This is a genomic window from Pseudomonas sp. JL27(2026), from assembly GCF_056933555.1.
Genome location: NZ_CM167794.1, coordinates 5,827,460 through 5,852,227 on the forward strand (window position 1 = coordinate 5,827,460; position 24,768 = coordinate 5,852,227).

At 59.7% G+C, this 24,768-nt stretch carries 25 protein-coding genes and 1 pseudogene; 20 read left to right on the forward strand and 6 right to left on the reverse strand.

Translation table 11 applies throughout. The features are described 5' to 3' along the window. The first annotated feature begins 1 nt into the window (after position 1). From dut to AC1Z1G_RS26755, 6 genes and pseudogenes are all read left to right on the forward strand, one after another. Entirely contained in the window at positions 2–457 is a 456-nt protein-coding gene (gene dut, locus AC1Z1G_RS26730; RefSeq protein ID WP_095146311.1) for a dUTP diphosphatase, read from the forward strand. A gap of 279 nt (positions 458–736) precedes the next feature. Then, a pseudogene (locus AC1Z1G_RS26735) lies at positions 737–2,113 on the forward strand (phosphomannomutase/phosphoglucomutase); the annotation flags it as partial. A 20-nt stretch (positions 2,114–2,133) separates the two neighbouring features. Next, a complete protein-coding gene (argB, locus tag AC1Z1G_RS26740; protein WP_347902706.1) occupies positions 2,134–3,039 on the forward strand; it encodes an acetylglutamate kinase in 906 nt (301 codons plus the stop codon). A 189-nt stretch (positions 3,040–3,228) separates the two neighbouring features. Beyond that, a complete protein-coding gene (locus AC1Z1G_RS26745; RefSeq protein ID WP_483623533.1) occupies positions 3,229–3,441 on the forward strand; it encodes a hypothetical protein in 213 nt (70 codons plus the stop codon). 16 nt (positions 3,442–3,457) lie between these two features. Further along, a complete protein-coding gene (locus AC1Z1G_RS26750; RefSeq protein WP_483623534.1) occupies positions 3,458–4,030 on the forward strand; it encodes a hypothetical protein in 573 nt (190 codons plus the stop codon). Position 4,031: 1 nt separating this feature from the next. Then, positions 4,032–4,400 carry a hypothetical protein gene (locus AC1Z1G_RS26755; protein ID WP_483623536.1) on the forward strand — a complete coding sequence of 123 codons (369 nt, stop codon included), beginning with the start codon at positions 4,032–4,034 and terminating at the stop codon, positions 4,398–4,400. A 40-nt stretch (positions 4,401–4,440) separates the two neighbouring features. Here AC1Z1G_RS26755 and pyrE read toward each other — a convergent pair whose 3' ends face one another. Continuing rightward, the gene (gene pyrE, locus AC1Z1G_RS26760) at positions 4,441–5,085 is read right to left on the reverse strand and encodes an orotate phosphoribosyltransferase (RefSeq protein WP_483623538.1); all 645 of its coding nucleotides are present in this window, start codon (positions 5,083–5,085) and stop codon (positions 4,441–4,443) included. An 82-nt stretch (positions 5,086–5,167) separates the two neighbouring features. Between pyrE and AC1Z1G_RS26765 the strand changes: the two genes are divergently transcribed. Then, positions 5,168–5,947 (forward strand): exodeoxyribonuclease III, encoded by a 780-nt coding sequence (locus AC1Z1G_RS26765; RefSeq protein ID WP_003195493.1) that lies wholly within the window; start codon positions 5,168–5,170, stop codon positions 5,945–5,947. Between the two features lie 118 nt (positions 5,948–6,065). On the opposite strand, the gene gltS is transcribed toward AC1Z1G_RS26765, so the two are convergent. The 3 genes from gltS to rph form a co-directional block, all read right to left on the reverse strand. Further along, the gene (gene gltS, locus AC1Z1G_RS26770; protein WP_483623540.1) at positions 6,066–7,271 is read right to left on the reverse strand and encodes a sodium/glutamate symporter; all 1,206 of its coding nucleotides are present in this window, start codon (positions 7,269–7,271) and stop codon (positions 6,066–6,068) included. A gap of 493 nt (positions 7,272–7,764) precedes the next feature. Further along, a complete protein-coding gene (locus tag AC1Z1G_RS26775) occupies positions 7,765–8,133 on the reverse strand; it encodes a DUF4870 domain-containing protein (RefSeq protein WP_483623541.1) in 369 nt (122 codons plus the stop codon). Between the two features lie 28 nt (positions 8,134–8,161). Beyond that, positions 8,162–8,884, reverse strand: coding sequence for a ribonuclease PH (gene rph, locus AC1Z1G_RS26780; protein WP_483623543.1), 723 nt, complete (start codon positions 8,882–8,884; stop codon positions 8,162–8,164). A 270-nt stretch (positions 8,885–9,154) separates the two neighbouring features. Here rph and AC1Z1G_RS26785 point away from each other — a divergent pair, with 270 nt between their 5' ends. The 7 genes from AC1Z1G_RS26785 to AC1Z1G_RS26815 all read left to right on the forward strand — a co-directional run bounded on the left by AC1Z1G_RS26785 (position 9,155) and on the right by AC1Z1G_RS26815 (position 15,260). Continuing rightward, the gene (locus tag AC1Z1G_RS26785) at positions 9,155–10,018 is read left to right on the forward strand and encodes a YicC/YloC family endoribonuclease (protein ID WP_483623545.1); all 864 of its coding nucleotides are present in this window, start codon (positions 9,155–9,157) and stop codon (positions 10,016–10,018) included. A gap of 12 nt (positions 10,019–10,030) precedes the next feature. Further along, on the forward strand, positions 10,031–10,651 hold the full coding sequence (gene gmk, locus AC1Z1G_RS26790; protein WP_347902714.1) for a guanylate kinase: 621 nt from the start codon (positions 10,031–10,033) through the stop codon (positions 10,649–10,651). A gap of 167 nt (positions 10,652–10,818) precedes the next feature. Next, a complete protein-coding gene (gene rpoZ / locus AC1Z1G_RS26795; protein WP_003176920.1) occupies positions 10,819–11,082 on the forward strand; it encodes a DNA-directed RNA polymerase subunit omega in 264 nt (87 codons plus the stop codon). 57 nt (positions 11,083–11,139) lie between these two features. Then, entirely contained in the window at positions 11,140–13,245 is a 2,106-nt protein-coding gene (gene spoT, locus AC1Z1G_RS26800; protein WP_347902715.1) for a bifunctional GTP diphosphokinase/guanosine-3',5'-bis pyrophosphate 3'-pyrophosphohydrolase, read from the forward strand. Positions 13,246–13,283: 38 nt separating this feature from the next. Further along, positions 13,284–13,664 (forward strand): RidA family protein, encoded by a 381-nt coding sequence (locus AC1Z1G_RS26805; protein ID WP_015097371.1) that lies wholly within the window; start codon positions 13,284–13,286, stop codon positions 13,662–13,664. Between the two features lie 55 nt (positions 13,665–13,719). Continuing rightward, entirely contained in the window at positions 13,720–14,460 is a 741-nt protein-coding gene (locus tag AC1Z1G_RS26810) for a hypothetical protein (protein ID WP_483623548.1), read from the forward strand. Positions 14,461–14,537: 77 nt separating this feature from the next. Next, on the forward strand, positions 14,538–15,260 hold the full coding sequence (locus tag AC1Z1G_RS26815; RefSeq protein WP_483623550.1) for a hypothetical protein: 723 nt from the start codon (positions 14,538–14,540) through the stop codon (positions 15,258–15,260). Between the two features lie 36 nt (positions 15,261–15,296). Here the strand turns inward: AC1Z1G_RS26815 and AC1Z1G_RS26820 are convergent, their stop codons facing one another. Next, a complete protein-coding gene (locus AC1Z1G_RS26820) occupies positions 15,297–16,154 on the reverse strand; it encodes an SDR family oxidoreductase (RefSeq protein WP_483623552.1) in 858 nt (285 codons plus the stop codon). A 189-nt stretch (positions 16,155–16,343) separates the two neighbouring features. On the opposite strand from AC1Z1G_RS26820, the gene exbB reads away from it, so the two are divergent. The 6 genes from exbB (at position 16,344) to AC1Z1G_RS26850 (ending at position 23,278) form a co-directional block, all read left to right on the forward strand. Beyond that, entirely contained in the window at positions 16,344–17,327 is a 984-nt protein-coding gene (gene exbB / locus AC1Z1G_RS26825) for a tonB-system energizer ExbB (protein WP_483623553.1), read from the forward strand. Between the two features lie 6 nt (positions 17,328–17,333). Continuing rightward, positions 17,334–17,762, forward strand: coding sequence for a TonB system transport protein ExbD (gene exbD, locus AC1Z1G_RS26830; protein ID WP_483623555.1), 429 nt, complete (start codon positions 17,334–17,336; stop codon positions 17,760–17,762). Continuing rightward, on the forward strand, positions 17,759–18,508 hold the full coding sequence (locus AC1Z1G_RS26835) for an energy transducer TonB family protein (protein ID WP_483623557.1): 750 nt from the start codon (positions 17,759–17,761) through the stop codon (positions 18,506–18,508). Before exbD ends, AC1Z1G_RS26835 begins: the two co-directional genes overlap by 4 nt. Positions 18,509–18,793: 285 nt before the next feature. Further along, entirely contained in the window at positions 18,794–19,714 is a 921-nt protein-coding gene (locus AC1Z1G_RS26840; protein ID WP_483623559.1) for a LysR substrate-binding domain-containing protein, read from the forward strand. Positions 19,715–19,723: 9 nt separating this feature from the next. Then, a complete protein-coding gene (gene recG, locus AC1Z1G_RS26845; RefSeq protein WP_483623560.1) occupies positions 19,724–21,799 on the forward strand; it encodes an ATP-dependent DNA helicase RecG in 2,076 nt (691 codons plus the stop codon). A 78-nt stretch (positions 21,800–21,877) separates the two neighbouring features. Next, positions 21,878–23,278, forward strand: a complete 1,401-nt coding sequence (locus tag AC1Z1G_RS26850) for an aminoacyl-tRNA deacylase and HDOD domain-containing protein (protein WP_483623561.1) — start codon at positions 21,878–21,880, stop codon at positions 23,276–23,278. Between the two features lie 96 nt (positions 23,279–23,374). Here AC1Z1G_RS26850 and AC1Z1G_RS26855 read toward each other — a convergent pair whose 3' ends face one another. Further along, positions 23,375–24,727, reverse strand: coding sequence for a hypothetical protein (locus AC1Z1G_RS26855; protein WP_483623562.1), 1,353 nt, complete (start codon positions 24,725–24,727; stop codon positions 23,375–23,377). Positions 24,728–24,768: the final 41 nt, after the last annotated feature.

The following is a 24,768-nucleotide window of genomic DNA, read 5'->3' on the forward strand; positions in this document are numbered from 1 at the left end:
CATGCACGCTCTACAAGCCAAAATCCTCGACCCACGCATCGGCAGCGAATTCCCGCTGCCACAGTACGCCACGCCAGGTTCCGCCGGCCTCGACCTGCGGGCGATGCTGGAACAGGACACCGTCATCAAGCCGGGCGAGACCCTGCTGATCCCCACCGGCCTGTCGGTGTACATCGGCGATCCGGGCCTTGCAGCCCTGATCCTGCCGCGCTCGGGCCTGGGCCATAAGCACGGCATCGTGCTGGGCAACCTGGTCGGCCTGATCGACTCCGACTACCAGGGCCCGCTGATGGTGTCGTGCTGGAACCGCGGCCAGACCGACTTCAACATCGTGGTCGGCGAGCGTCTGGCCCAATTGGTGCTGGTGCCGGTGGTTCAGGCACACTTCGAACTGGTTGAAGAATTCGACGAAACCCAGCGCGGCGCTGGCGGTTTCGGCCACTCCGGCAGCCACTGATCCAACAGAGAGCCCTGTGGCGAGCGAGCTTGCTCGCCACAAGCGCTCTATATGCTCGAAATTGCACAGTCGTCATCTGGAAGGTTTACCACTGAATATCAAGGGATTGGCGGACCAAATGCGCGCCGATGCCGAGGTCATGGCCTTTGCACACCACGAACTCTCTGCGAAAAACACCGTCATACCCTTCAGTTTGAGCCTGCCGACGAGTCATTCGCCGGTCCGTCCAGCACCCTTTCAGATGGAGCACTCTCAGCCATGAGCAACGCCGCCAAAGTCGCACCCCGATTCCCCGACAGTATCTTTCGCGCCTACGACATCCGTGGCGTTGTCCCGGAAACGCTGACCGCTGAAACCGCTTACTGGATCGGTCGCGCCATTGGCGCCGAAACCCTCGCCCAGAACGAGCCGAACATTTCTGTTGGGCGTGACGGCCGCCTGTCCGGCCCGGAACTGGTCGAACAGCTGATTCAGGGCCTGTACGACGCGGGTTGCCACGTCAGCGATGTCGGCCTGGTGCCGACTCCCGCGCTCTACTACGCCGCCAACGTACTGGCCGGCAAGTCCGGGGTGATGCTCACCGGCAGCCACAACCCGTCGAACTACAACGGTTTCAAAATCGTCATTGCCGGCGACACCCTGGCCAATGAACAGATCCTGGCCCTGCATGAGCGCCTGAAAACCAACAACCTGAGCAGCGGCAAGGGCAGCATCACCCAGGTCGAGATCCTCGATCGCTATACCACCGAAATCGTTCAGGACATCAAGCTCGCCCGCCGCCTGAAAGTGGTGGTCGACTGCGGCAATGGCGCGGCCGGCGTGATCGCCCCCCAACTGATCGCAGCGCTGAACTGCGAAGTCATCCCGCTGTTTTGCGAAGTCGACGGCAACTTCCCCAATCACCACCCGGACCCGGGCAAGCCCGAGAACCTGGTGGACCTGATCGCCAAGGTCAAGGAAACCAACGCCGACCTCGGCTTGGCCTTCGACGGCGACGGCGACCGCGTGGGCGTGGTGACCAACACCGGCAGCATTGTCTTCCCGGACCGCCTGCTGATGCTGTTCGCCAAGGATGTGGTGGCGCGCAACCCGGGCGCAGAAATCATCTTCGACGTCAAATGCACCCGTCGCCTGACCCCGCTGATCAAGGAATATGGCGGCCGCCCGCTAATGTGGAAAACCGGTCACTCGTTGATCAAGAAGAAGATGAAACAGACCGGCGCCTTGCTCGCGGGTGAAATGAGCGGGCACATCTTCTTCAAGGAGCGCTGGTTCGGTTTCGACGACGGTATTTACAGCGCCGCTCGTCTGCTGGAGATCCTCAGCCAGGAGAAATCCAGCTGCGAGGCGTTGTTCGCGACCTTCCCGAACGATATTTCTACGCCTGAAATCAATATCCATGTGACCGAAGAGAGCAAATTCAGCATCATTGATGCACTGCATGACGCGCAGTGGGGCCAAGGCGCCGACCTGACCACCATTGACGGTGTGCGTGTCGACTACGCCGAAGGCTGGGGCCTGGTTCGCGCCTCCAACACCACACCGGTGCTGGTGCTGCGCTTCGAGGCTGACAACGAGGCCCAATTGCAGCGCATCAAGGATGTGTTCCACACCCAACTGAAACGTGTTGCACCTGATCTCCAACTACCGTTTTGACCTGATCCACCGGAGCCCTAATGACCCTCGAACGCGATGCCGCCTCCAACGTAGCCAAGGTTTTGTCCGAAGCACTGCCCTACATCCGACGTTTTGTCGGCAAAACGCTGGTCATCAAGTACGGCGGCAACGCCATGGAAAGCGACGAGCTGAAAACCGGCTTCGCCCGCGACATCGTGTTGATGAAAGCCGTCGGGATCAACCCGGTGGTGGTACACGGTGGCGGCCCGCAAATCGGTGACCTGCTCAAGCGTCTGTCGATCGAAAGCCACTTCATCGATGGCATGCGCGTCACTGACGCGCAAACCATGGACGTCGTGGAAATGGTCCTCGGCGGCCAGGTAAACAAGGACATCGTCAACCTGATCAACCGCCACGGCGGCAGCGCCATCGGCCTGACCGGCAAGGACGCGGAGCTGATTCGTGCGAAGAAACTCACCGTCACCCGCCAGACACCCGAGATGACCACCCCGGAAATCATCGACATCGGCCATGTGGGCGAAGTGGTCGGGATCAACACCGACCTGCTGAACATGCTGGTCAAAGGTGACTTCATCCCGGTGATCGCGCCTATCGGCGTTGGTGCCAACGGCGAGTCGTACAACATCAACGCCGACCTGGTGGCCGGCAAGGTGGCCGAAGCGCTGAAAGCCGAGAAACTGATGCTGCTGACCAACATTGCCGGCTTGATGGACAAATCGGGCAAGGTCCTGACGGGCCTGACCACCGCGCAGGTCGACGAACTGATCGCAGACGGCACCATCTACGGCGGCATGCTGCCCAAGATCCGCTGCGCGTTGGAAGCGGTACAAGGCGGCGTGACCACCTCGCACATCATTGACGGTCGCGTGCCGAATGCAGTGCTGCTGGAAATCTTCACCGACACCGGCGTGGGCACCCTGATCAGCAACCACAAGCCTCACTGATCTCACCCGCCCACACTGAAAATCGCCCGCCAGGTTCCTGACTTGGCGGGCGATTTCCGTTTCCCCCTGTAGTTTTCCTCCTGCCGAATGCGAAAAGCACGGAACCGTCCTGCACGAGCGACGGAAACGCCTGACATCGCCAGTCCAGCAATACCCATAGGATCGACCTGAACCCACAGGAGATTCCTCATGCAAAAAGACTACGTCCCCTACGGCAGCGATGTTTCAGCAGGCACTTACGAGTGCGTGGACTGCGGGCATCGTTACTCCAACCAGGCCAAAACCTCGATGCCGCCCTGCCCGGCGTTCAAATCGACCCCGCATACCCGCCATGGCTGGAAGATCCTCACCGGTCAGGGCGATGCCGTGAAAGACCCTTATCCGAACAAACCCACCCGATAACCACGGGGCGCCGTCCATGCAGATTTCCTTCACGATTGATGCCCAGGCCTTCAACCAGGAGCAAAAAGAACCGGTCAAAAAGACCCTTCGTATCGACGATCACGAAATTGCCCACGCACTGGAGAGAATCGCCAAGGCCAGCCTGACCGAATACCTGAAAATGCTGGTGGAGGGCGGAATGCCCAGCCGGGCCGATGAGGCGAAGCAGGATCGGCTGCTGTACTTGATCCAGAGCTATTTTGGGCAAACATTGCCCACCGAGTCGCAGATCTCGACAATCTTCCAGCTCACCCAGAGCCAGAGCAAAACCTTGTTGAAAAACACGGTTTCACGCTTCAGGAACCAGCTCGACGAGATTCTGCGCCACAGCATGAGCACGGTAATCCAGTCGGCGGAGTATGCGCAGACGGTCTATTTGGTGGTCATTCATTCGGACGTCATCCGCGACGAACTGAACATGCTGATTACCCAGAACGAGCCGACGTTCAAACCCATCACCAAGCGCAAAGGCAGCGCCGGGCAGTTTGAAATCAGCGAGGACTCCCACAATCTGCTGTGCGCAACACTGGGGCTCAATGCCGTTCAGTGACATGGTCGCGACCAGCGGACTGTTGCTGACACTGACCACCTTCATGTTCAACCTGGTGTGGCCCAGGTTGCATGAAGCGCTGGAACTGGATGAGTACGTGACAGGCCTTCAAGCGCGAAAACGCAGCCGGGAAAAGGCGCGCAACGCACTGTTCTCGATTGCGCTGCCTTTTCTGACGGCATTCACAGCACTGTTTTACGTCAACCTGCCCGCCGCACTACGCATCATTCACGGCAGCAGCTTCGATCTCTGGGATTTCGACGTGACACAGACGCTGTACGTCATGTTGACGTGCACACTGATCTTCTTTGCGGTGCATTTCGGATGGCTGACGGCTCGACTGGCCGTCAAATGGAGAAAGCTTGCTTGAACACAAAAGAAAAAGGCCCTGTGAGAACAGGGCCTTTGATTTAGATGCCGTATTGCGCGCGGTAAGCTTCAACCGCCGGCAGGTGCTGCTTGAGTTCAGGGTCGTCGGCCAGAAATTGCAGGACCTGGGTCAGCGAAACGATGCTGACCACCGGGATACCAAAGTCGCGCTCGACTTCCTGGATCGCCGACAGCTCGCCATTGCCGCGTTCCTGGCGGTTCAGCGCGATCAACACGCCCGCCGCCTTGGCACCGTCCTGGGAAGCGATGATCTGCATCACTTCACGAATGGCCGTGCCAGCGGTGATCACGTCATCGATGATCAACACGTCGCCGGTCAGCGGTGCACCGACCAGGCTGCCGCCTTCGCCGTGGGCCTTGGCCTCCTTGCGGTTGAAGCACCAAGGCAGGTCACGGTCATGGTGTTCCGCCAACGCCACGGCGGTGGTCGCCGCCAGCGGAATGCCTTTGTAGGCCGGGCCGAACAGCACGTCGAAGGGAATACCGCTCTCGACGATGGCTGCCGCGTAGAAACGCCCCAGCTGCGCCAGCGCCGAGCCTGAGTTGAACAGGCCCGCATTGAAGAAGTAAGGACTGGTGCGCCCGGACTTCAGGGTGAACTCACCGAAGCGCAAAACGCCGCGATCGATGGCAAAACGAATGAAGTCGCGCTGATACGCTTGCATGAAAAAAACCCCAAATACCACGGATTTAGCTAATTAGGTAGACGCCGTGTATCATACACGCACGCGATTTTTGGGGCCATTTATGCGGATCATCAGTGTGAACGTCAATGGTATTCAGGCGGCAGTCGAGCGCGGTTTGCTCAGTTGGCTGCAAGCACAGAATGCCGACGTCATCTGCCTGCAGGACACCCGCGCCTCCGCCTTTGAACTGGACGATCCAGCCTTCCAACTGGATGGCTACTTCCTTTATGCCTGCGATGCCGAAGTTCCCACCCAAGGTGGCGTGGCTTTGTACTCGCGGTTGCAGCCGAAGGCCGTCATCAGCGGTCTCGGCTTCGAGACGGCCGACCGCTACGGGCGCTACCTGCAAGCCGATTTCGACAAGGTCAGCATCGCGACCTTGCTGCTTCCTTCGGGGCAGAACGGCGATGAAGACTTGAACCAGAAGTTCAAGCTAATGGACGACTTCGCCCGTTATCTGGATAAACAGCGGCGCAAACGTCGCGAGTACATTTATTGTGGCTCGCTGTACGTGGCGCAACAGAAGCTTGATATCAAGAACTGGCGCGACAGCCAGCAATCCCCGGGCTTCCTGGCGCCAGAGCGCGCTTGGATGGACGAGATTGTCGGCAATATGGGCTATGTCGACGCCCTGCGCGAAGTCAGCCGTGAAGGCGACCAGTACAGCTGGTGGCCAGACAACGAACAGGCTGAGATGCTCAACCTGGGCTGGCGTTTCGACTACCAGTTGCTGACCCCCGGCCTGCGCCGCTTCGTTCGTAGCGCACGCCTGCCTCGCCAGCCGCGCTTCTCGCAGCACGCGCCGCTGATCGTGGACTACGACTGGACGCTGACCATCTAAGCGTTTAAAAGAAAATGCCCGTATCGCAAGATACGGGCATTTTTCTTATGCGTCAGTGCAGGGAGAGAACCGCTCTCAGAGCGCGTGGCTCCCAACATCGCGGGACGTGAGCTGAACTTCAGGCAGCGGCAAAAAACGGCAGCGCAAGGTACAACTTGATCACGATGACATTAATGATGTCGATGAAGAAAGCCCCCACCATTGGCACCACCAGGAACGCTATCTGCGACGGTCCGTAGCGCTGTGTCACCGCTTGCATGTTAGCGATGGCTGTTGGCGTGGCACCCAATCCAAAACCGCAGTGTCCTGCCGCCAGAACTGCCGCATCGTAGTTACTGCCCATGAGCCTGAAAGTCACGAAAATCGCAAACAGTGCCATGACCAACGTTTGCGCAGCCAGGATGATGAAGAATGGTAAAGCCAGCGAAGCCAGATCCCACAGTTTGAGCGACATCAAAGCGATCGCCAGGAACAGCGACAAGCTGACATTCCCCAACACGGAGACTTCACGCTCAAACACCTGATACAAGCCAAGCGCTGAAAGCCCGTTGCGTAAAACCACACCCACGAACAAGACGCAAACGAATGTCGGCAACTCGAAGGCGGTTCCCTGGAGCAAACCATTCAGAAGAGAGCCTGCCAGTAAGCTGACCGCGATCAGAGCGAGTGTCTCGATAAACGAAAAGGGTGTGATCGAGCGCTCTTTGTTCGGCTGTTCAAAGCCCTTTGGCAGCCGTGGTTTTTCTTGTTCGAGGCCGGGGACCTGGACACGTTTAATGAGCAGGCGAGCAACCGGACCACCAATCAAGCCACCCAGTACCAGGCCAAACGTCGCAGAGGCCATCGCAAGCTCAGAGGCCGAAGCCAGACCGAACTTCTCACTGAACGTCGCTCCCCACGCAGCGCCTGTACCGTGACCGCCGGCCAACGAAATTGAGCCTGTCAGCAGGCCCATCAAAGGGTCGAGCCCCAACATTTTTGCAAGCCCGATGCCCATGGCATTCTGGACCACCAAAAGCGTGGTGACCGCCAGTAGAAAAACCCCCACTACACGCCCGCCTTTCTTCAGGCTGGCGAAGTCTGCACTCAAGCCAATGGTGGCGAAAAACGCCAACATCAAGGGAGTCTGCAGTGAAGTGTCAAAGCGGATTTCAACCTCAAGACCCCGCAAAGCCAAGAGAAGCAGGGCAACCACCAAGCCGCCTGCTACAGGCTCAGGGATATTGTAGGCGCGCAAAAAACCTATACGTGTGACAAGTCCGCGCCCCAATAACAGCACTAAAGAGGCGGCCACAAGTGTTCCATAAAAATCGAGCTGAACCATTGATATTATTCTTGGATATATTCAGGGGCGAACTTTTTACCTGGACACGCCTCTTGAACAGGTTGATTTCCTCAACACTGATTAGTCTTGGATTCAAGGACCTTCAATGGTCTGAATATATCGAAATATTTCTTGATAAATATTACTTGGCGCAACTTTATCAACCGCCAAGTCTCATTGCCAAGCACAGAGACGTTGCAGTTGTGACTAGAAGTGTAAGAGCGATACGTGTACGAGTTATTTTTATCCGGCTTGAGAAATTTATCTAATGTCAAAAAAGCAAATGCCCCGACAAGTCGGGGCATTTACTTTAAACCGCAGCGAACTGCGTTTCCACGCAGCCTGATTGCCGTCAGGTTATTGCGCACACTGATTTTCCAATGCAAGAGCGAGCCTGCTCGCGAAGAGGCCGTTACATTCAAGATTGATGTGGCTGAAAGACCGCTTTCGCGAGCAGGCTCGCTCCCACTCCCACAAGGGATCTAGTCGCGACTTATTTGATCAACCGCCACGTAAACGGATACCGGTAAGGCACCCCTTCATTGGCCTTCACGCCAGCAATGATCGTCAGCACCAGCGCACCGATCGCGAGCAGGCCGAGCAGGAAAAAACCGATGATCACCACTATCAGCAGAAAACAGATAGCGGAGGCGATAGCGACGGTGATCTGAAAGTTCAACGCTTCCTTGCCCTGATCATCGATAAACGGATCCGTCTCGCGCTTCATCTGCCAGAGAATCAGTGGACCGATCAGCGTACCAAATGGAATCCAGATCACCAGCAAGGCGGACAGATGACAAAACATTGCCCACTGACGAACCTCTTGGCTCGGCGTGGGAAGCGGCAGTTGCTTGTCACTCATGGCGTCCTCCTTGCGTGGGACGGTCCGATCAGTCGGCCAGTGCAGCCTGTTGCAGTTCGAAGATCTCGCTCATGCCTTTCTTCGCCAACTCCAGCATCGCATTCAGCTCTTCAGGCTGGAATGGCGCGCCTTCAGCGGTACCCTGCACTTCGATGAAACCACCGGTGCTGGTCATTACCACGTTCAGGTCGGTCTCGGCAGCCGAGTCTTCCAGGTAGTCCAGGTCCAGCACCGGCTCGCCCTGGTACATGCCCACGGACACCGCAGCAATCATCTGCTTGAGCGGGTCGCCACCTTTCAGGCCACCACGCTTCTTGATCACTTTCAAGGCGTCGACCAGTGCAACCATGGCGCCGGTGATCGAAGCGGTTCGCGTGCCACCATCGGCCTGGATCACGTCGCAATCGACATACAGGGTAACGTCGCCCAGCTTGGACATGTCCAGTGCTGCACGCAGGGAACGACCGATCAGGCGCTGGATCTCCAGGGTGCGGCCGCCTTGCTTGCCGCGGCTCGCTTCACGCTGGTTACGCTCGCCGGTGGCGCGCGGCAGCATGCCGTATTCGGCGGTCAACCAACCCTGACCCTGGCCCTTGAGGAAGCGCGGCACGCCGTTTTCGACGCTGACGGTGCAGATCACCTTGGTATCACCGAACTCGACCAGTACAGATCCCTCGGCGTGTTTGGTGTAGTTGCGGGTGATGCGGATCGAGCGGAGCTGATCGGCAGCGCGACCACTTGGACGTTTCATAGGGGATACCTGTACGGAGGACGGAAATCTGCCGAGCATTATAGGGTGACCGGGCGCACCTGGGCACTTCTAAAAAACCCGGGCGACGAGCGAAGGCTCTGAACAGCGCCCTGCGATGACCTGCTGCGCTTTGTCACACGTGCCATTTGGGAGCATCCGTCGCACTGCGTTACAATCCTGCGCCTTTACGGCCCGTGGGCTTTAATTCATCACTATCAGGTTCGTCGAGCCCGCAGGGTTTGGCGCTGGCCTGAATCGCGAGGTACCTCCATGGTGCACAGCATGACCGCCTTCGCCCGCGTCGAAAAAGCCGGCACCCAAGGCACCCTGAGCTGGGAGTTGCGCTCGGTCAACAGCCGCTACCTGGAACCGCACCTGCGCCTGCCAGAGTCCTTTCGCGACCTCGAAGGCAATGTGCGCGAAGCGCTACGCCAGGGCCTGTCACGCGGCAAACTGGAATGCACCTTGCGTTTCACTGAAGAAACCACCGGCAAACCGCTGCAAGTCGACCGCGAGCGCGCCGCACAACTGGTCGCCGCCGCCGAGACCGTTGCCAGCCTGATCAAGCACCCGGCGCCCCTGAACCCGCTTGAAGTGCTGGCCTGGCCGGGCGTTCTGGTGGCCGACGCCAGCGACCCGCAAGCGCTGAACGCCGAGGCCCTGGCGCTGTTCACTCAAGGCCTTAAAGAACTCAAGGCCGGCCGCGAGCGCGAAGGCGCGGAGCTGGCCCGACTGATCAACGAACGCTTGAGCTCTATAGAAGAGGACGTGGTGACCCTGCGCGAACTGGTTCCGCAGATGCTTGCCACCCAGCGCCAGAAGGTCCTTGATCGCTTCGCCGACATGAAGGCCGAGCTGGACCCTCAGCGTCTGGAACAGGAAATGGTCATGCTCGCGCAAAAAAGCGACGTCGCCGAAGAACTGGATCGCCTGAGCACCCACATCATCGAAGTTCGCCGCGTGCTCAAGTCCGGCGGCGCTGCGGGCCGGCGCCTGGACTTCCTGATGCAGGAGCTCAACCGCGAAGCCAATACACTGGGCTCCAAAGCCTTCGACCCGCGCAGCACCCAGGCTGCGGTCAACCTCAAAGTGTTGATCGAGCAAATGCGCGAACAAGTGCAGAATATTGAGTAAGGCAAACCCGACATGACCCACAGCACCGGCACCCTGTACATCATTTCCGCACCTTCGGGCGCGGGCAAGAGCAGCCTGGTCAAGGCCCTGACCGACGCTGATCAGGAGATCCGCGTCTCGGTCTCCCACACCACCCGCGCCATGCGCCCCGGTGAAGTGAACGGCGTGAACTATCACTTCGTCGAACGCAGCGAGTTCGTGAAGATGATCGAACATGGAGATTTCCTCGAGCGCGCCGAGGTATTCGGCAATCTCTACGGCACGTCGCAAAGCCACCTGCAGCAGACCCTGGACGAAGGCCACGACCTGATCCTGGAAATTGACTGGCAGGGTGCAGAGCAAGTGCGCAAGTTGATGCCCCAGGCCCGTTCGATCTTCATTCTGCCGCCGTCCCTGCAGGCTTTACACCAGCGCCTGAACAATCGCGGCCAGGACAGCGACGAAGTCATCGAAGGCCGGATGCGCGAAGCCGTCAGTGAAATGAGCCACTACGTTGACTACGACTATCTGATTATCAACGACGATTTCGCCCACGCACTGCGCGATTTGCAGGCGATTTTCCGTGCCAACCAGTTGCATCAGAAGCGCCAGCAGCAGCGTAACGGCAAGTTGCTGGCCGAACTGCTGGGCTAATCAGCACTTTCCAAAAGCGCTGCAAGGGCTTTACATTGGTACTTGTGGCGCGATGGAGAGCGGCTTGAAAAAATCAGCGCTTCCCTAATCGCTGGTGATTTTTTAAACTGTTGAGTCCGCTCGCCCAACCGGGCAGCGCGCATATTGCATTCGCTCCGAGGAATACCATGGCCCGCGTAACCGTTGAAGACTGCCTAGAACACGTGGATAACCGCTTTGAGCTGGTCATGCTCTCTACCAAGCGTGCACGTCAACTCGCCACTGGTGGCAAAGAGCCGTTGGTTCAGTGGGAAAACGACAAGCCTACCGTTGTGGCCCTGCGTGAAATCGCTGAAGGCCTGATGAGCTACGAGTTCATCGCCAACGCCGAAATCGTCGAAGACGAACCGCTGTTCGCAGCGTTCGAGGACGAGTCCAACGAGGCCGTCTAAGCCTATGCCTGGTCGACGTAGCACGGCGCGGGGTCACAGCCATCGGCAGGAGTCATCATGCCGAGCATAGACGCCCTCGCCGATCGCTTATCGACCTACCTCGGCAATGACCAGGTCAACCTGGTCCGCCGAGCGTATTTCTACGCCGAACAAGCCCACGACGGCCAGCGCCGCCGCAGTGGCGAGGCGTACGTCACGCACCCGTTAGCGGTCGCGAACATTCTTGCCGACATGCACATGGACCATCAGAGCCTGATGGCTGCGATGCTGCATGACGTGATCGAAGACACCGGCATCGCCAAGGAAGCGCTCTCTGCGCAGTTCGGCGAAACCGTGGCCGAACTGGTCGACGGGGTCAGCAAACTGACCCAGATGAACTTCGAGACCAAGGCCGAAGCCCAAGCCGAAAACTTCCAGAAAATGGCCATGGCCATGGCCCGCGACATTCGCGTGATCCTGGTCAAACTGGCCGACCGCCTGCACAACATGCGCACGCTGGAAGTCCTCTCCGGTGAAAAACGCCGGCGAATCGCCAAGGAAACCCTGGAAATCTATGCGCCCATCGCCAACCGGCTGGGTATGCACGCCATCCGCATAGAGTTCGAAGACCTGGGCTTCAAGGCCATGCACCCGATGCGTTCCGCGCGGATCTACCAGGCCGTCAAGCGCGCCCGGGGCAACCGCAAGGAAATCGTCAACAAGATCGAAGAATCCCTCAGCCACTGCCTGGCCATCGATGGCATTCAGGGCGAGGTCAGCGGTCGCCAGAAACACCTCTACGGCATCTACAAGAAAATGCGCGGCAAACGTCGGGCCTTCAACGAGATCATGGACGTCTACGCGTTCCGGATCATCGTCGACAAGGTCGACACCTGCTACCGCGTACTGGGTGCTGTACATAATTTGTACAAACCGTTGCCGGGGCGCTTCAAGGATTACATCGCGATCCCCAAGGCCAACGGCTATCAGTCGCTGCACACCACGCTCTTTGGCATGCACGGCGTACCGATCGAGATCCAGATCCGCACCCGTGAAATGGAAGAGATGGCCAACAACGGCATCGCCGCCCATTGGCTGTACAAATCCAGCGGCGACGAGCAGCCCAAAGGCACTCACGCCCGCGCCCGCCAATGGGTCAAAGGCGTGCTGGAAATGCAGCAACGCGCCGGCAACTCGCTGGAATTCATCGAAAGCGTGAAGATCGACCTGTTCCCGGACGAGGTCTACGTGTTCACGCCCAAAGGCCGGATCATGGAGCTGCCCAAAGGCTCCACGGCGGTCGACTTCGCTTACGCGGTGCACACCGACGTCGGTAACAGTTGCATCGCCTGTCGGATCAATCGCCGTCTCGCGCCGTTATCCGAACCGCTGCAAAGCGGCTCGACAGTCGAGATCGTCAGCGCTCCCGGCGCACGGCCGAACCCGGCGTGGCTCAACTTCGTGGTCACCGGCAAAGCGCGCACGCACATTCGTCACGCACTGAAGCTGCAACGCCGCTCCGAGTCCATCAGCCTGGGCGAACGCCTGCTGAACAAGGTGCTTAACGGGTTCGACAGCTCGCTGGAAAATGTCCCGGCCGAGCGCATCAAGGTGATGCTCACCGAGTACCGCCTCGAACTGATCGAAGACCTGCTCGAAGACATCGGCCTGGGTAACCGCATGGCCTACGTCGTCGCCCGCCGCCTGCTCGGCGAAGGCGAGCAGTTGCCAAGCCCGGAAGGCCCGCTGGCGATTCGCGGCACCGAAGGCCTGGTCCTCAGCTACGCCAAATGCTGCACACCGATCCCGGGGGACCCGATTGTCGGTCACCTGTCCGCCGGCAAAGGCATGGTCGTGCACCTGGACAACTGCCGCAACATCAGCGAAATCCGCCACAACCCGGAAAAATGCATCCAGCTCTCGTGGGCCAAGGATGTCACCGGCGAGTTCAACGTCGAGCTGCGCGTCGAGCTGGAGCACCAGCGCGGCCTGATTGCCCTGCTGGCCAGCAGCGTCAACGCCGCCGATGGCAACATCGAAAAAATCAGCATGGACGAACGCGACGGTCGTATCAGCGTGGTCCAACTGGTGGTCAGCGTGCACGACCGCGTGCACCTGGCCCGCGTGATCAAGAAACTGCGCGCCCTGACCGGGGTCATCCGCATCACCCGCATGCGCGCATAGCTCGTCCACATAGCCCAGCCCATTACAAGGAGTCATAGATGACCAAGACTGTTATCACCAGCGACAAGGCACCTGCCGCCATCGGTACGTACTCCCAGGCGATCAAGGCTGGCAACACCGTCTACATGTCCGGTCAAATCCCGCTCGATCCAAAAACCATGGAACTGGTCGAAGGCTTCGAAGCCCAGACCATCCAGGTGTTCGAAAACCTGAAAGCCGTGGCTGAAGCTGCCGGCGGTTCGTTCAAGGACATCGTCAAGCTGAACATCTTCCTCACCGACCTGAGCCACTTCGCCAAGGTCAACGAGATCATGGGCAAATATTTCGACCAGCCGTACCCGGCCCGCGCCGCCATCGGCGTTGCTGCGCTGCCAAAAGGCTCGCAAGTTGAAATGGATGCCATCCTGGTCATCGAGTAATACCGGCGGCGCAGCCTGCGTGGCTGCGCCGACTTCGTTTTGAAAGGATTTCCTCATGCGCAAAGCGCTAGCTCTCTCGATGCTCGCGGTGTTTCTCGGTGGCTGTGCCAGCGACCCTGCCGACCGTGACATCAGCGGCACCTGGATCAACCAGGCGGCAATCGACGCGGCATCAAAGGGTGGCCCCTTGCGTGAGGCCTTGCAGGCTTACGGCCCGAACCTTGAGTGGGACATCAACACCAAGGCCGGTCAGGCGCGCTACACCAACGGTTTCGAGAATGTGGAAGGCAAGCTGCTGGGCGAGAAGTCCGGGGCCTGGCAAGTCGAGTTTTATGGCAGCTCAGCCAGCGAACTGAAACGCGATGGCAAACAACTCAGCCAAGCCGCGAACGACAACGAACCCGAACAGGTTTTTGACCGCGCCAAAGACGCCGTCCCCGAAGGCGCGCCGATGGGTGCCAGTTTCGAACGTGCGTTGTACGCCGCTTACCTGGGTGGCAGCTGGAAAGTCGTCAACGGCCCAGGCCTCGGCAGCACCGTTCAGTTCCAGCCCGACGGCTCGGTTCAAGGCTTGCCCGGTGCGGACCGATACGCGCTGTGCCTGGCGGGCGACTGCGCCTCCATGAGTGGCGGCCACGACACGGTCTGGCTGCAACAGAATGGACAGGGCAACCCATGGATCTTTACTCGCAAAGGTAAAGAACTGGAGATTTTCCAGGCCGTCAACGGCTCCCAGGCGGATGAAGTACCGTCGTTCTCCCCTGGCAATCGCCAGTGGACGCTGGAAAAACAGTGACACAAGACAAAGGAGCCCAAGGGCTCCTTTTTTTTAGCCTGCGGCATGCTTTCTTTTTTACCTCCCAAGGATTGATCATGCGCAAACTGCTTATCCTGAGCCTATTGCTGCTGGGCGGTTGCACTCATACGTCGCAAGAAGCGGATATCAGCGGTATCTGGATCAATCAGGCAATCATTGATGCCGCCGCTCTGGGCCAGCCTCTAAACATCCGTGGCTCAAATCTGGAATGGGACATCAACACTCACACCGGCCAGGCACAAGTGAGCAGCGGCTTCGAAATGGGCGCAGGCCAACTGCTGCAAAAGGCCCCCGGCGCCTGGACTGTCGACTACAACGGCTATGGCACCGACGAACTGCGTTTCGACGGCACTCAACTGACCCAACTTGCCAAAGAACATTACCCCCAACAAGTGTTCAACCGCCCCACCGAGGCCGGCAGAACGGGGACAACGTGGAGTAATACCTTCAGAAGAGCCCTGAACTCAGCGTACATGGGCGGGCAGTGGAAAATCATCGATGGCCAGGGAAACGGCAATATCGTTGTGTTCTCGACCGATGGCGGGGTTTCAGGGCTGCCGAATACTGATCGATACGAGCTGTGCCTGGATGGTGATTGCGCCTCCCAGGGCGCAGGCAATAACACGCTGTTTCTAAGTACTGGAGACTTGGGGGACACGTGGATTTTCATTCGCAAGGGCAAGCGACTGGAAATCCTCAAGGCCATTAATCAGTCGCGGCCAGACGAAGTCCCCTACCTCATCCTCGGCCCACGCCAGTGGCTGCTGGAAAAGCAGTAGCCCGTAGACTCCTTTCTCTTCAAGCGTAAAAACAGTTCAACGAACACTTTCAAGAATGGCGGCATACCCTTCGCGATAGCTTGGATACTTCGGCGTCCAGCCCAGCGCTTTGGCTCGGGCATTGCTGCAACGCTTGCTGCCGGTGCGACGCACGCTCGCGTCCGCTGCCCATTCAGTTACGCCCAGGTACTCACGTAACCAGCCCACCACCTCGGCCAGTGGCACAGGCCCGTCGTCGACACCTATATAGCAGTCATCCAACGTTGCACCCTGGTGATCAGCCCTGAGCAAGAAGGCCAGCAAGCCTGCGGCGTCGTCGGCATGAATACGATTGGCATACAGCGGCGGGTCGATGGCCACGCGATAACCCCCGCGCACCTGCGTCAACAGCCGCTCGCGGCCCGGACCGTAAATCCCGGTCAAGCGCACAAGACTGGCAGGGATGCCGCTGTTTAAAGCGACCTGCTCAGCTTCCAGCATCACTCGCCCGGAATAGCCGTTCGCTTGAGTCGGCGAAGTTTCATCGACCCATTCCTCATTCTGCTGCCCGTAAACGCTGCTGCTTGAAACAAACAGCAGGCGCTTGGGTTCCTGGCCGTAGTCGTTCAGCCATTCCAGTACATGCTGCAACCCCTGAACATAAGCGGCGCGGTAACCGGCTTCATCGTGATCGGTGGCGGCCGCGCAATACACCAGGTAATCCACCGCACCGACCGGCCAGGTCTGCGGACAATCCTTGTTAAACAAGTCGCCGGCAACGCCAATAACGCCCCCTGGCAGGCGCGAGATGTCACGCCGCAGGCCGTGAACCTCCCAGCCCCCGGCCAGCAATTGCGTGGCCAAACGGCTGCCGACATCACCACAACCGGCGATCAAAACAGAAGGCGCAGACATCAGAAATCTCCCATCAGAAAGGCACAGACTAGCCTTGGCAGTGGACAAGCGGCTAGCAATCAAAGAAAAAAAGAGACTCTATTACTTCTGTTAACAAGAATTACTTGCAATAATGCCTGCCTGTTTTGTTCTCGGCCCCACGAGGCCTGAAAGGACATCAACCCTCTTTTTCTCTCAGGTCCGGCCAGCATGACACGCATTCCTCTCTCCGCTTCGCCAACCCATCCTGCCCGTCCAGCTCGCGCCCTGGGCGCCGCCGCCGCGCTGCTGTTCAGCCTGCTGCTGGCACCGACCGCCGCGTTCGCCGATGCCCAGGCACCTGTCACCGCACCAGCGGCCACTGCTCCCGCTGCCGCCCCAGCCGATCACCCTGCACCTGTAGCCACACCAGTCACCACCGACGCGACGCTGGCAGAAGGTGCCTCGGCAGACGAACCTGAAGTGCTCGAAGCCGACAACACCCTGGGCATGGCCCATGACCTGTCGCCGTGGGGCATGTACCAGAACGCCGACATTATCGTGAAGATCGTGATGATCGGCCTGGCCATTGCCTCGATCATCACCTGGACCATCTGGATCGCCAAGGGCTTTGAAGTCCTCGGCGCCAAGCGTCGTCTGCGTGTTGAGATCGCTCACCTGAAAAAGGCCCGCACCCTCAAGGAAGCGAGCGAGTCCGCAACCAAGGAAGGCACCCTCGCCAACCTGCTGGTCCACGATGCGCTGGAAGAAATGCGCCTGTCGGCCAACAGCCGCGAGAAAGAAGGCATCAAGGAACGCGTCAGCTTCCGTCTTGAGCGTCTGGTAGCGGCCTGCGGTCGCAACATGAGCAGCGGCACCGGCGTGCTGGCGACCATCGGCTCCACCGCACCGTTCGTCGGCCTGTTCGGCACCGTCTGGGGCATCATGAACAGCTTCATCGGCATCGCCAAAACCCAGACCACCAACCTCGCCGTCGTCGCTCCCGGCATCGCCGAAGCCCTGCTGGCCACGGCACTGGGCCTGGTGGCCGCAATTCCTGCGGTGGTCATCTACAACGTCTTCGCCCGCTCCATCGCCGGTTACAAGGCCCAAGTTTCCGATGCTTCGGCTGAAGTCCTGCTGCTGGTCAGCCGCGACCTCGATCACCTGCCAGCGGAGCGCTCCTCGCAACCGCACATGGTGAAAGTGGGGTAATCAGCCATGGGCCTGCATTTGAAAGAAGGCGCAGACGACGATCTGGCCGAGAACCACGAAATCAACGTCACGCCGTTCATCGACGTAATGCTGGTGCTGCTGATCATCTTCATGGTCGCGGCACCGCTGGCAACCGTGGACATCAAGGTCGACCTCCCCGCCTCGACCGCCAAACCCGAGCCACGGCCGGAGAAACCGGTGTTCCTCAGCGTCAAGGCTGACCAACGCCTGTACCTGGGCGAAGACGAAGTCAAAGCCGAGACCCTGGGCGCGACCCTCGACGCACGGACGCAAGGCAAGAAGGACACGACCATCTTCTTCCAGGCCGACAAAGGCGTGGATTACGGCGACCTGATGCACGTGATGGATGCCCTGCGGGCAGCCGGTTACCTGAAAGTCGGCCTGGTCGGACTTGAGACGGCAGCCAAAAAATGATCACGACGCGCCAAAAGCTGACGCGTTACAGCGGTAGCCTGGCCGTGGTGCTGGGCGTCCATGGGATCGCGATTCTGCTCGCGCTCAACTGGACGTCATCACCACCCGTCGAGTTGCCGCCGATGGCGATGATGATCGAGTTGGCGCCGGTTCCGGCACCGCCTCCACCCGCGCCGCCAAAGGTCGTAACGCCGCCTCAACCTCCGGCTCCGACAGAAGAACTGCCGTTGCCCAAACTGGCGGAAGCGCCAAAACCGACGATCTCGGTGCCCAAACCGGTCAAGCCAAAACCCAAGCCACAACCGCCTAAACCGATCGAGAAAAAGCCCGAGCCACCGAAGGAAAAACCTTCCGAGGAAAAACCGAGCGACGCGCAGCCCACCAACGCCCCGACCGACAAATCCGCGCAGCCGGCCCCTGGGCCATCGCCTGCGCAGAATGCGGCCAAGGAAAGTTGGCAAGGCACGCTGCTGGCGCACCTGGCCAAGTACAAAAAGTACCCGTCGGGCGCTCAGGCACGCGGCAAGGAAGGCTTAAACCGTCTGCGCTTCGTGGTCGACGCTGAAGGCAAGGTGCTGTCCTACGAGTTGGTCGGGCGCTCCGGCAACGCTGATCTGGACCGGGCCACCCTGGAAATGATCCGCCGCGCCCAGCCATTGCCCAAGCCACCGGCTGACATGCTGACCAATGGCTCGATCGAAATCGTTGCACCGTTTGTGTACTCGCTGGAAAAACGCCGGCGTTAAAAGCACCACTGATCCAATGTGGGAGCGGGCTTGCTCGCGAAGAGGCCAGCACATTCAACATGTTCGTTGACTGTTACACCGCTTTCGCGAGCAAGCCCGCTCCCACAGGGTTCTCCAGCAGCAGAAAGATCTTCGATTGTTTATGAAAGGCATCGAAAGGTGCCTTTTGCATATCTGGAAACGGCAAACCTGCATTGCCCTGTGTCACTCAACACACTCCGTCTGATAACGTGCGTCTATCGATTGCAGCCGGTATGCTTGGCCGCATCATCATGGACGCCCGCTATGACCCTCACAGAATTACGCTACATCGTTACACTCGCCCAAGAGCAGCATTTTGGCCATGCCGCCGAGAAATGCCACGTCAGCCAGCCAACCCTCTCAGTGGGCGTGAAAAAGCTTGAAGACGAGCTCGGTGTACTGATTTTCGAGCGCAGCAAAAGCGCGGTGCGCCTGACCCCGGTCGGTGAAGGCATCGTCGCCCAGGCCCAGAAAGTCCTCGAACAGGCCCAAGGTATTCGTGAACTGGCCCAGGCCGGCAAAAACCAACTGACCGCTCCGCTGAAAGTCGGCGCGATCTACACCGTTGGCCCATACCTGTTTCCTCACCTGATCCCACAACTGCATCGGGTCGCCCCGCAGATGCCGTTGTACATCGAAGAAAACTTCACCCACGTGCTGCGCGACAAACTGCGCAACGGCGAGCTGGACGCGATCATCATTGCCCTGCCGTTCAACGAAGCCGACGTGTTGACGCTGCAACTCTACGACGAGCCGTTCTACGTCCTGATGCCGGCCCAGCACCCGTGGACCGAGAAAGACACCATCGACGCCAGCCTGCTCAACGACAAAAGCCTGCTGCTGCTCGGCGAAGGCCACTGCTTCCGCGACCAGGTGCTGGAAGCCTGCCCGACCCTGACCAAGGGCAACGACGGCGCCAGGCACACCACGGTCGAATCCAGCTCCCTGGAAACCATCCGGCACATGGTCGCCTCGGGCCTTGGCATCTCGATCCTGCCGCTCTCGGCCGTCGACAGCCATCACTACGCCCCCGGCGTCATTGAAGTGCGCCCACTGACGCCACCGGTGCCATTCCGCACCGTGGCCATTGCCTGGCGTGCCAGCTTCCCGCGCCCGAAAGCGATTGAAATCCTCGCTGACTCGATCCGCCTGTGCTCGGTGGCCAAGCCGCCCGTCGCGGGTTAAGCGTTCGTAATGGCTGAGTTGTCGCAAGTGTCGGTGACGGCACTCAAGGGTGTCGGCGAAGCCATGGCCGAGAAGCTGGCCAAGGTTGGCCTGGAGAACCTCCAGGACGTGCTGTTTCACCTGCCATTGCGGTATCAGGATCGCACCCGCGTGGTGCCGATCGGCCACTTGCGGCCGGGCCAGGACGCAGTGATCGAGGGCACCGTCAGCGGCGCCGACGTGGTGATGGGCAAACGCCGCAGCCTGGTAGTGCGCCTTCAGGACGGCACGGGCGGGCTCAGCCTGCGCTTCTACCATTTCAGCAACGCACAAAAGGAAGGCCTGAAACGCGGTACCCGCGTGCGCTGCTACGGCGAGGCCCGGCCCGGCGCGTCAGGGCTGGAAATCTACCACCCGGAATATCGCGCCATCACCGGCGACGAACCGCCGCCGGTGGATGAAACCCTGACCCCGGTCTACCCGCTCACCGAAGGCCTGACCCAACAACGCCTACGCCAACTGTGCATGCAGACCCTGACCCTGCTCGGCCCCAGCAGCCTGCCCGACTGGCTGCCGCCAGAGCTTGCGCGCGACTACCAACTGGCCCCGCTGGCCGACGCGATTCGCTATCTGCACCATCCACCGGCCGATGCCGATGTGGACGAACTCGCGCTCGGCCATCACTGGGCCCAGCACCGTTTGGCCTTCGAAGAGCTGCTGACCCATCAGCTATCGCAGCAACGCCTGCGCGAAAGCATGCGCTCGCTGCGGGCACCGGCCATGCCGAAGGCGACGAAGCTGCCCGCTCAGTACCTGGCCAACCTGGGCTTCCCGCCGACCGGCGCGCAGCAGCGGGTGGGCAACGAAATCGCCTACGACATGAGTCAGCGCGAACCCATGCTGCGGCTGATCCAGGGCGATGTCGGCGCTGGTAAAACCGTGGTCGCCGCCCTTGCAGCACTGCAAGCGCTGGAGGCCGGTTATCAGGTGGCGCTGATGGCACCCACCGAAATCCTCGCCGAGCAGCATTTCATCACCTTCAAGCGCTGGCTCGAACCGCTGGGCCTGGAGGTCGCGTGGCTGGCCGGCAAGCTCAAGGGCAAAAACCGCGCTGGCGCACTGGAGCAGATCGCCAACGGTACACCGATGGTGGTCGGCACCCACGCTTTGTTCCAGGACGAAGTGCAGTTCAAGAACCTCGCGCTGGTGATCATCGACGAACAGCACCGCTTCGGCGTGCAACAACGTCTGGCGCTGCGACAAAAAGGCGTAGGCGGACGGATGTGCCCGCATCAACTGATCATGACCGCCACCCCGATTCCACGGACCCTGGCCATGAGCGCCTACGCCGACCTCGACACCTCGATCCTCGATGAACTGCCGCCCGGCCGGACCCCGGTGAACACCGTGCTGGTCACCGACACCCGGCGCGTCGAAGTTATCGAACGGGTGCGCGCGGCATGCGCCGAAGGGCGCCAGGCCTATTGGGTCTGCACGCTGATTGAAGAGTCGGAAGAGCTCACTTGCCAGGCCGCCGAAACCACCTATGAAGACCTCACCGCCGCCCTCGGCGAGTTGAAGGTCGGCTTGATCCACGGCCGTATGAAACCGGCCGAGAAAGCCGACGTCATGGCCCGGTTCAAGGCCGGCGCCTTGCAACTGCTGGTGGCAACCACGGTGATCGAAGTCGGTGTCGACGTGCCCAACGCCAGCCTGATGATTATCGAAAACCCCGAGCGCCTGGGCCTCGCGCAACTGCACCAGTTGCGCGGCCGGGTCGGCCGGGGCAGCGCCGCCAGCCATTGCGTCCTGCTTTACCATCCACCGCTGTCACAAATCGGTCGGCAGCGGCTGGGCATCATGCGCGAAACCAATGACGGCTTCGTGATCGCTGAAAAAGACCTTGAACTGCGCGGCCCCGGCGAAATGCTCGGCACCCGGCAAACCGGCCTGCTGCAATTCAAGGTCGCCGACCTGATGCGCGACGCCGACCTGCTGCCGGCCGTGCGCGATGCCGCCCAGGCGTTGCTCGAGCGCTGGCCCCACCATGTCAGCCCGCTGCTGGATCGCTGGCTACGACATGGGCAGCAATACGGCCAAGTGTGACGCTCGTCTCAGTAAATGGACCAAAGGCATAACCAAGCTGGTTATACTCTTGAAATTGTAGGAAATCGGATACAGACCATGACAGAAGTTGCTCTCGCTCCCGCAACCCCGCACGCTCCGTCTGTTATCCGGCTGCTGCTCGGCAAGCTGGCCATCAGCTACAAGGAAGTGCTCGACCGCCCCGGCCTGCCCGCCGCGCGCAAGGTTCAAGCGGTTCTGCTGGACGACGCAGTCGGCGCACTCATGGTGTTGTTCCCGCAGAACCAACTGCTGGACCTCAATCGCCTCGCCGAACTCACCGGCCGCCGGCTCACCGCCGTACCGCTGGAACGCCTGGAGCGCATGCTCGGCAAACACAGCCTGAGCCTGCTGCCCGGCCTGCCGGCGCTCACCAGTTCGCCGTGCCTGTACGAAGAAAGCCTGTTGCGTGAAGACAGCCTGCTGATCAACTCGGGCGAACCGGGGCTGTTGCTGGAAATCACCCGCGAAGACTTCAAAAGCATGCTCAACAAGGCCAGCGCCGCTAACTTCGGCGAAGCGCTGAGCAGCATCACGCCCAACCTCGACCGCCCCGACGATGACCGCGAGGAAATCAGCCAGGCGATGCAGGCGTTCACCGCCCGCCGCATCCAGCAACGCCTGGAAGCGACCATCGAAATTCCGCCGCTGGCCGAAACCGCGCAGAAAATCATCCGCCTGCGGGTCGACCCCAACGCCACCATCGACGACATCACCGGCGTGGTCGAAACTGACCCGGCCCTGGCGGCCCAAGTGGTGAGCTGGGCCGCGTCGCCGTACTACGCTTCGCCGGGCAAGATTCGTTCGGTGGAGGACGCGATTGTCCGGGTGCTGGGTTTTGATCTGGTGATCAACCTCGCGCTGGGCCTGGCGCTGGGCAAGACCCTGAGCCTGCCCAAGGACCATCCGCAACACCACACGCCGTACTGGCAGCAGTCGATCTACACCGCCGCCGTCATCGAAGGCCTGACCCGCGCCATGCCGCGTGCCCAGCGCCCGGAAACCGGCCTGACCTACCTGGCCGGCCTGCTGCACAACTTTGGCTACTTGCTGCTGGCCCACGTCTTCCCGCCGCACTTCTCACTGATCTGCCGGCACCTGGAGGTCAACCCGCACCTGTGCCACAGCTACGTCGAGCAGCACCTGCTGGGCATCAGCCGTGAACAGATCGGTTCCTGGCTGATGCGTTACTGGGACATGCCCGAAGAACTGTCCACAGCGCTGCGCTTCCAGCACGACCCGAGCTACGACGGTGCCTACGCCGAGTACCCGAACCTGGTGTGCCTGGCCGTGCGCCTGCTGCGCGGGCGTGGCATCGGTTCCGGTCCCGACGAAGAAATCCCCGAGGCCATGCTCGAACGCCTGGGCCTGACCCGCGACAAGGCCGAAGACGTGGTCAGCAAAGTCCTCGAAGCCGAAGTCCTGCTGCGCGAACTCGCCACCCAGTTCAGCCAGGCCTGAAAGCAATCGCGAGCAGGCTCGCTCCCACAGGATGCTGGTGATCCTTGTGGGAGCGAGCCTGCTCGCGATGAATCCACCTCGGTATAACTGACCGTTCTAACCCAGGTAGCGCAACACCCAACCGCCGAAGGTGATATTGGGGCCTGACCACATACCGCAGATAACAATCCGGCGGTCCTCCATGACTACCGCACCATCCGAAAGTTGAGTCCCGTACTCACTCTCGAAAACAGCAAAGCCTTTGCCATCGTTAAAGGTAGGATCTAAAGAGCCATCCGTACGATATCGTGCCGTCACCGCAACACTTTTTTGATTGCCTGCTACATTGGCGCGTCCCACAGCAACGATTGAGCCATCGGCCTGCAATACGCATTGTCGCCAATACAACTGTTCAAAAAGTAGAGTAGAGAACAAGGGCTCTCCGTTATTGAATACAAGATTGTAAGATCCGCTGGTATTCAAGACGACGATCAACCCACTATCTACGTCATTCCTGCGTGCTTCGCCCACCATTACAATCCGTTCATCTCCAACAGCAGTTTTTCTTACACTGATAGAGCTAAAGTCGATCCATTCGGGAGAGGTAATGATCACCGTACGGTCACGATTAAATTCGACGTCGATTTGGCCGTCTGCGTCGAAACGCATCACAAAGACTGCACGACTTTCGTTATTGCCGCATTGGCCACACACCAACACTTTACCGTCCGCCTGAACTGCGACCCCCCTGCCGCTGGTCCACAGGTAGCCCTCAACACCCCGAAATTCGACCATCGCCAAACCGCGACCGTTGAAGCTTTTGTCTGGCGAGCCATCCGAATTCAGACGCAGTACAACCGTCCTTTGACGGGGACCAAAATTTAAAGTGTTGGCGGACAGAACGATCTTGCCGTTCAGATCCTCAGCCGCTGAAAGCCCCCCATTGCCTTGTACTGTGGAGGCTCCATTGGCGTCATCTTCATCCCCCTCAACAACTCGAACGTCCTCCCCGTGCTGCCCCAGTCGATAATCCACCTCAGGAATAAAGCGTGCACCACCATCACCAAAAGACTCCTCAAGGTTGCCATCCTGGCGTAGCCGGATGACGACCAACCCCCCAGAGCCCTTTGATTTGCCTAGACCGAAAATGACGCATCCACCATCGGCTAGCGCACTGAGTTTCAAATTTGCGGAGTTAAGCTCGATCCCTTCGAAAAGCAACTCAACGTATCCTGATTGTTCGTTGCCATACTGGGTATCAAGTGTTCCGTCCTCATTCAACCGCACCACCGCGATCGGGTTTTCGCTCCCGAGCCACGGTATGACGGCGAGGGTCTTGTTTTGAGGAAGTGCAAGAATAGCCCGAGCTATGTCTCCAGGAATCTTAGGGAGCGGCAACCACAGCACACCCTTCTCAGCAAAAACAGGATCAAGGGTGCCTGCCGTGGCTTTTACTTGTATCTGGTTCATGAGTACGCTCCATCGTGTTGAGTCGGAATTGGCCAATTAGG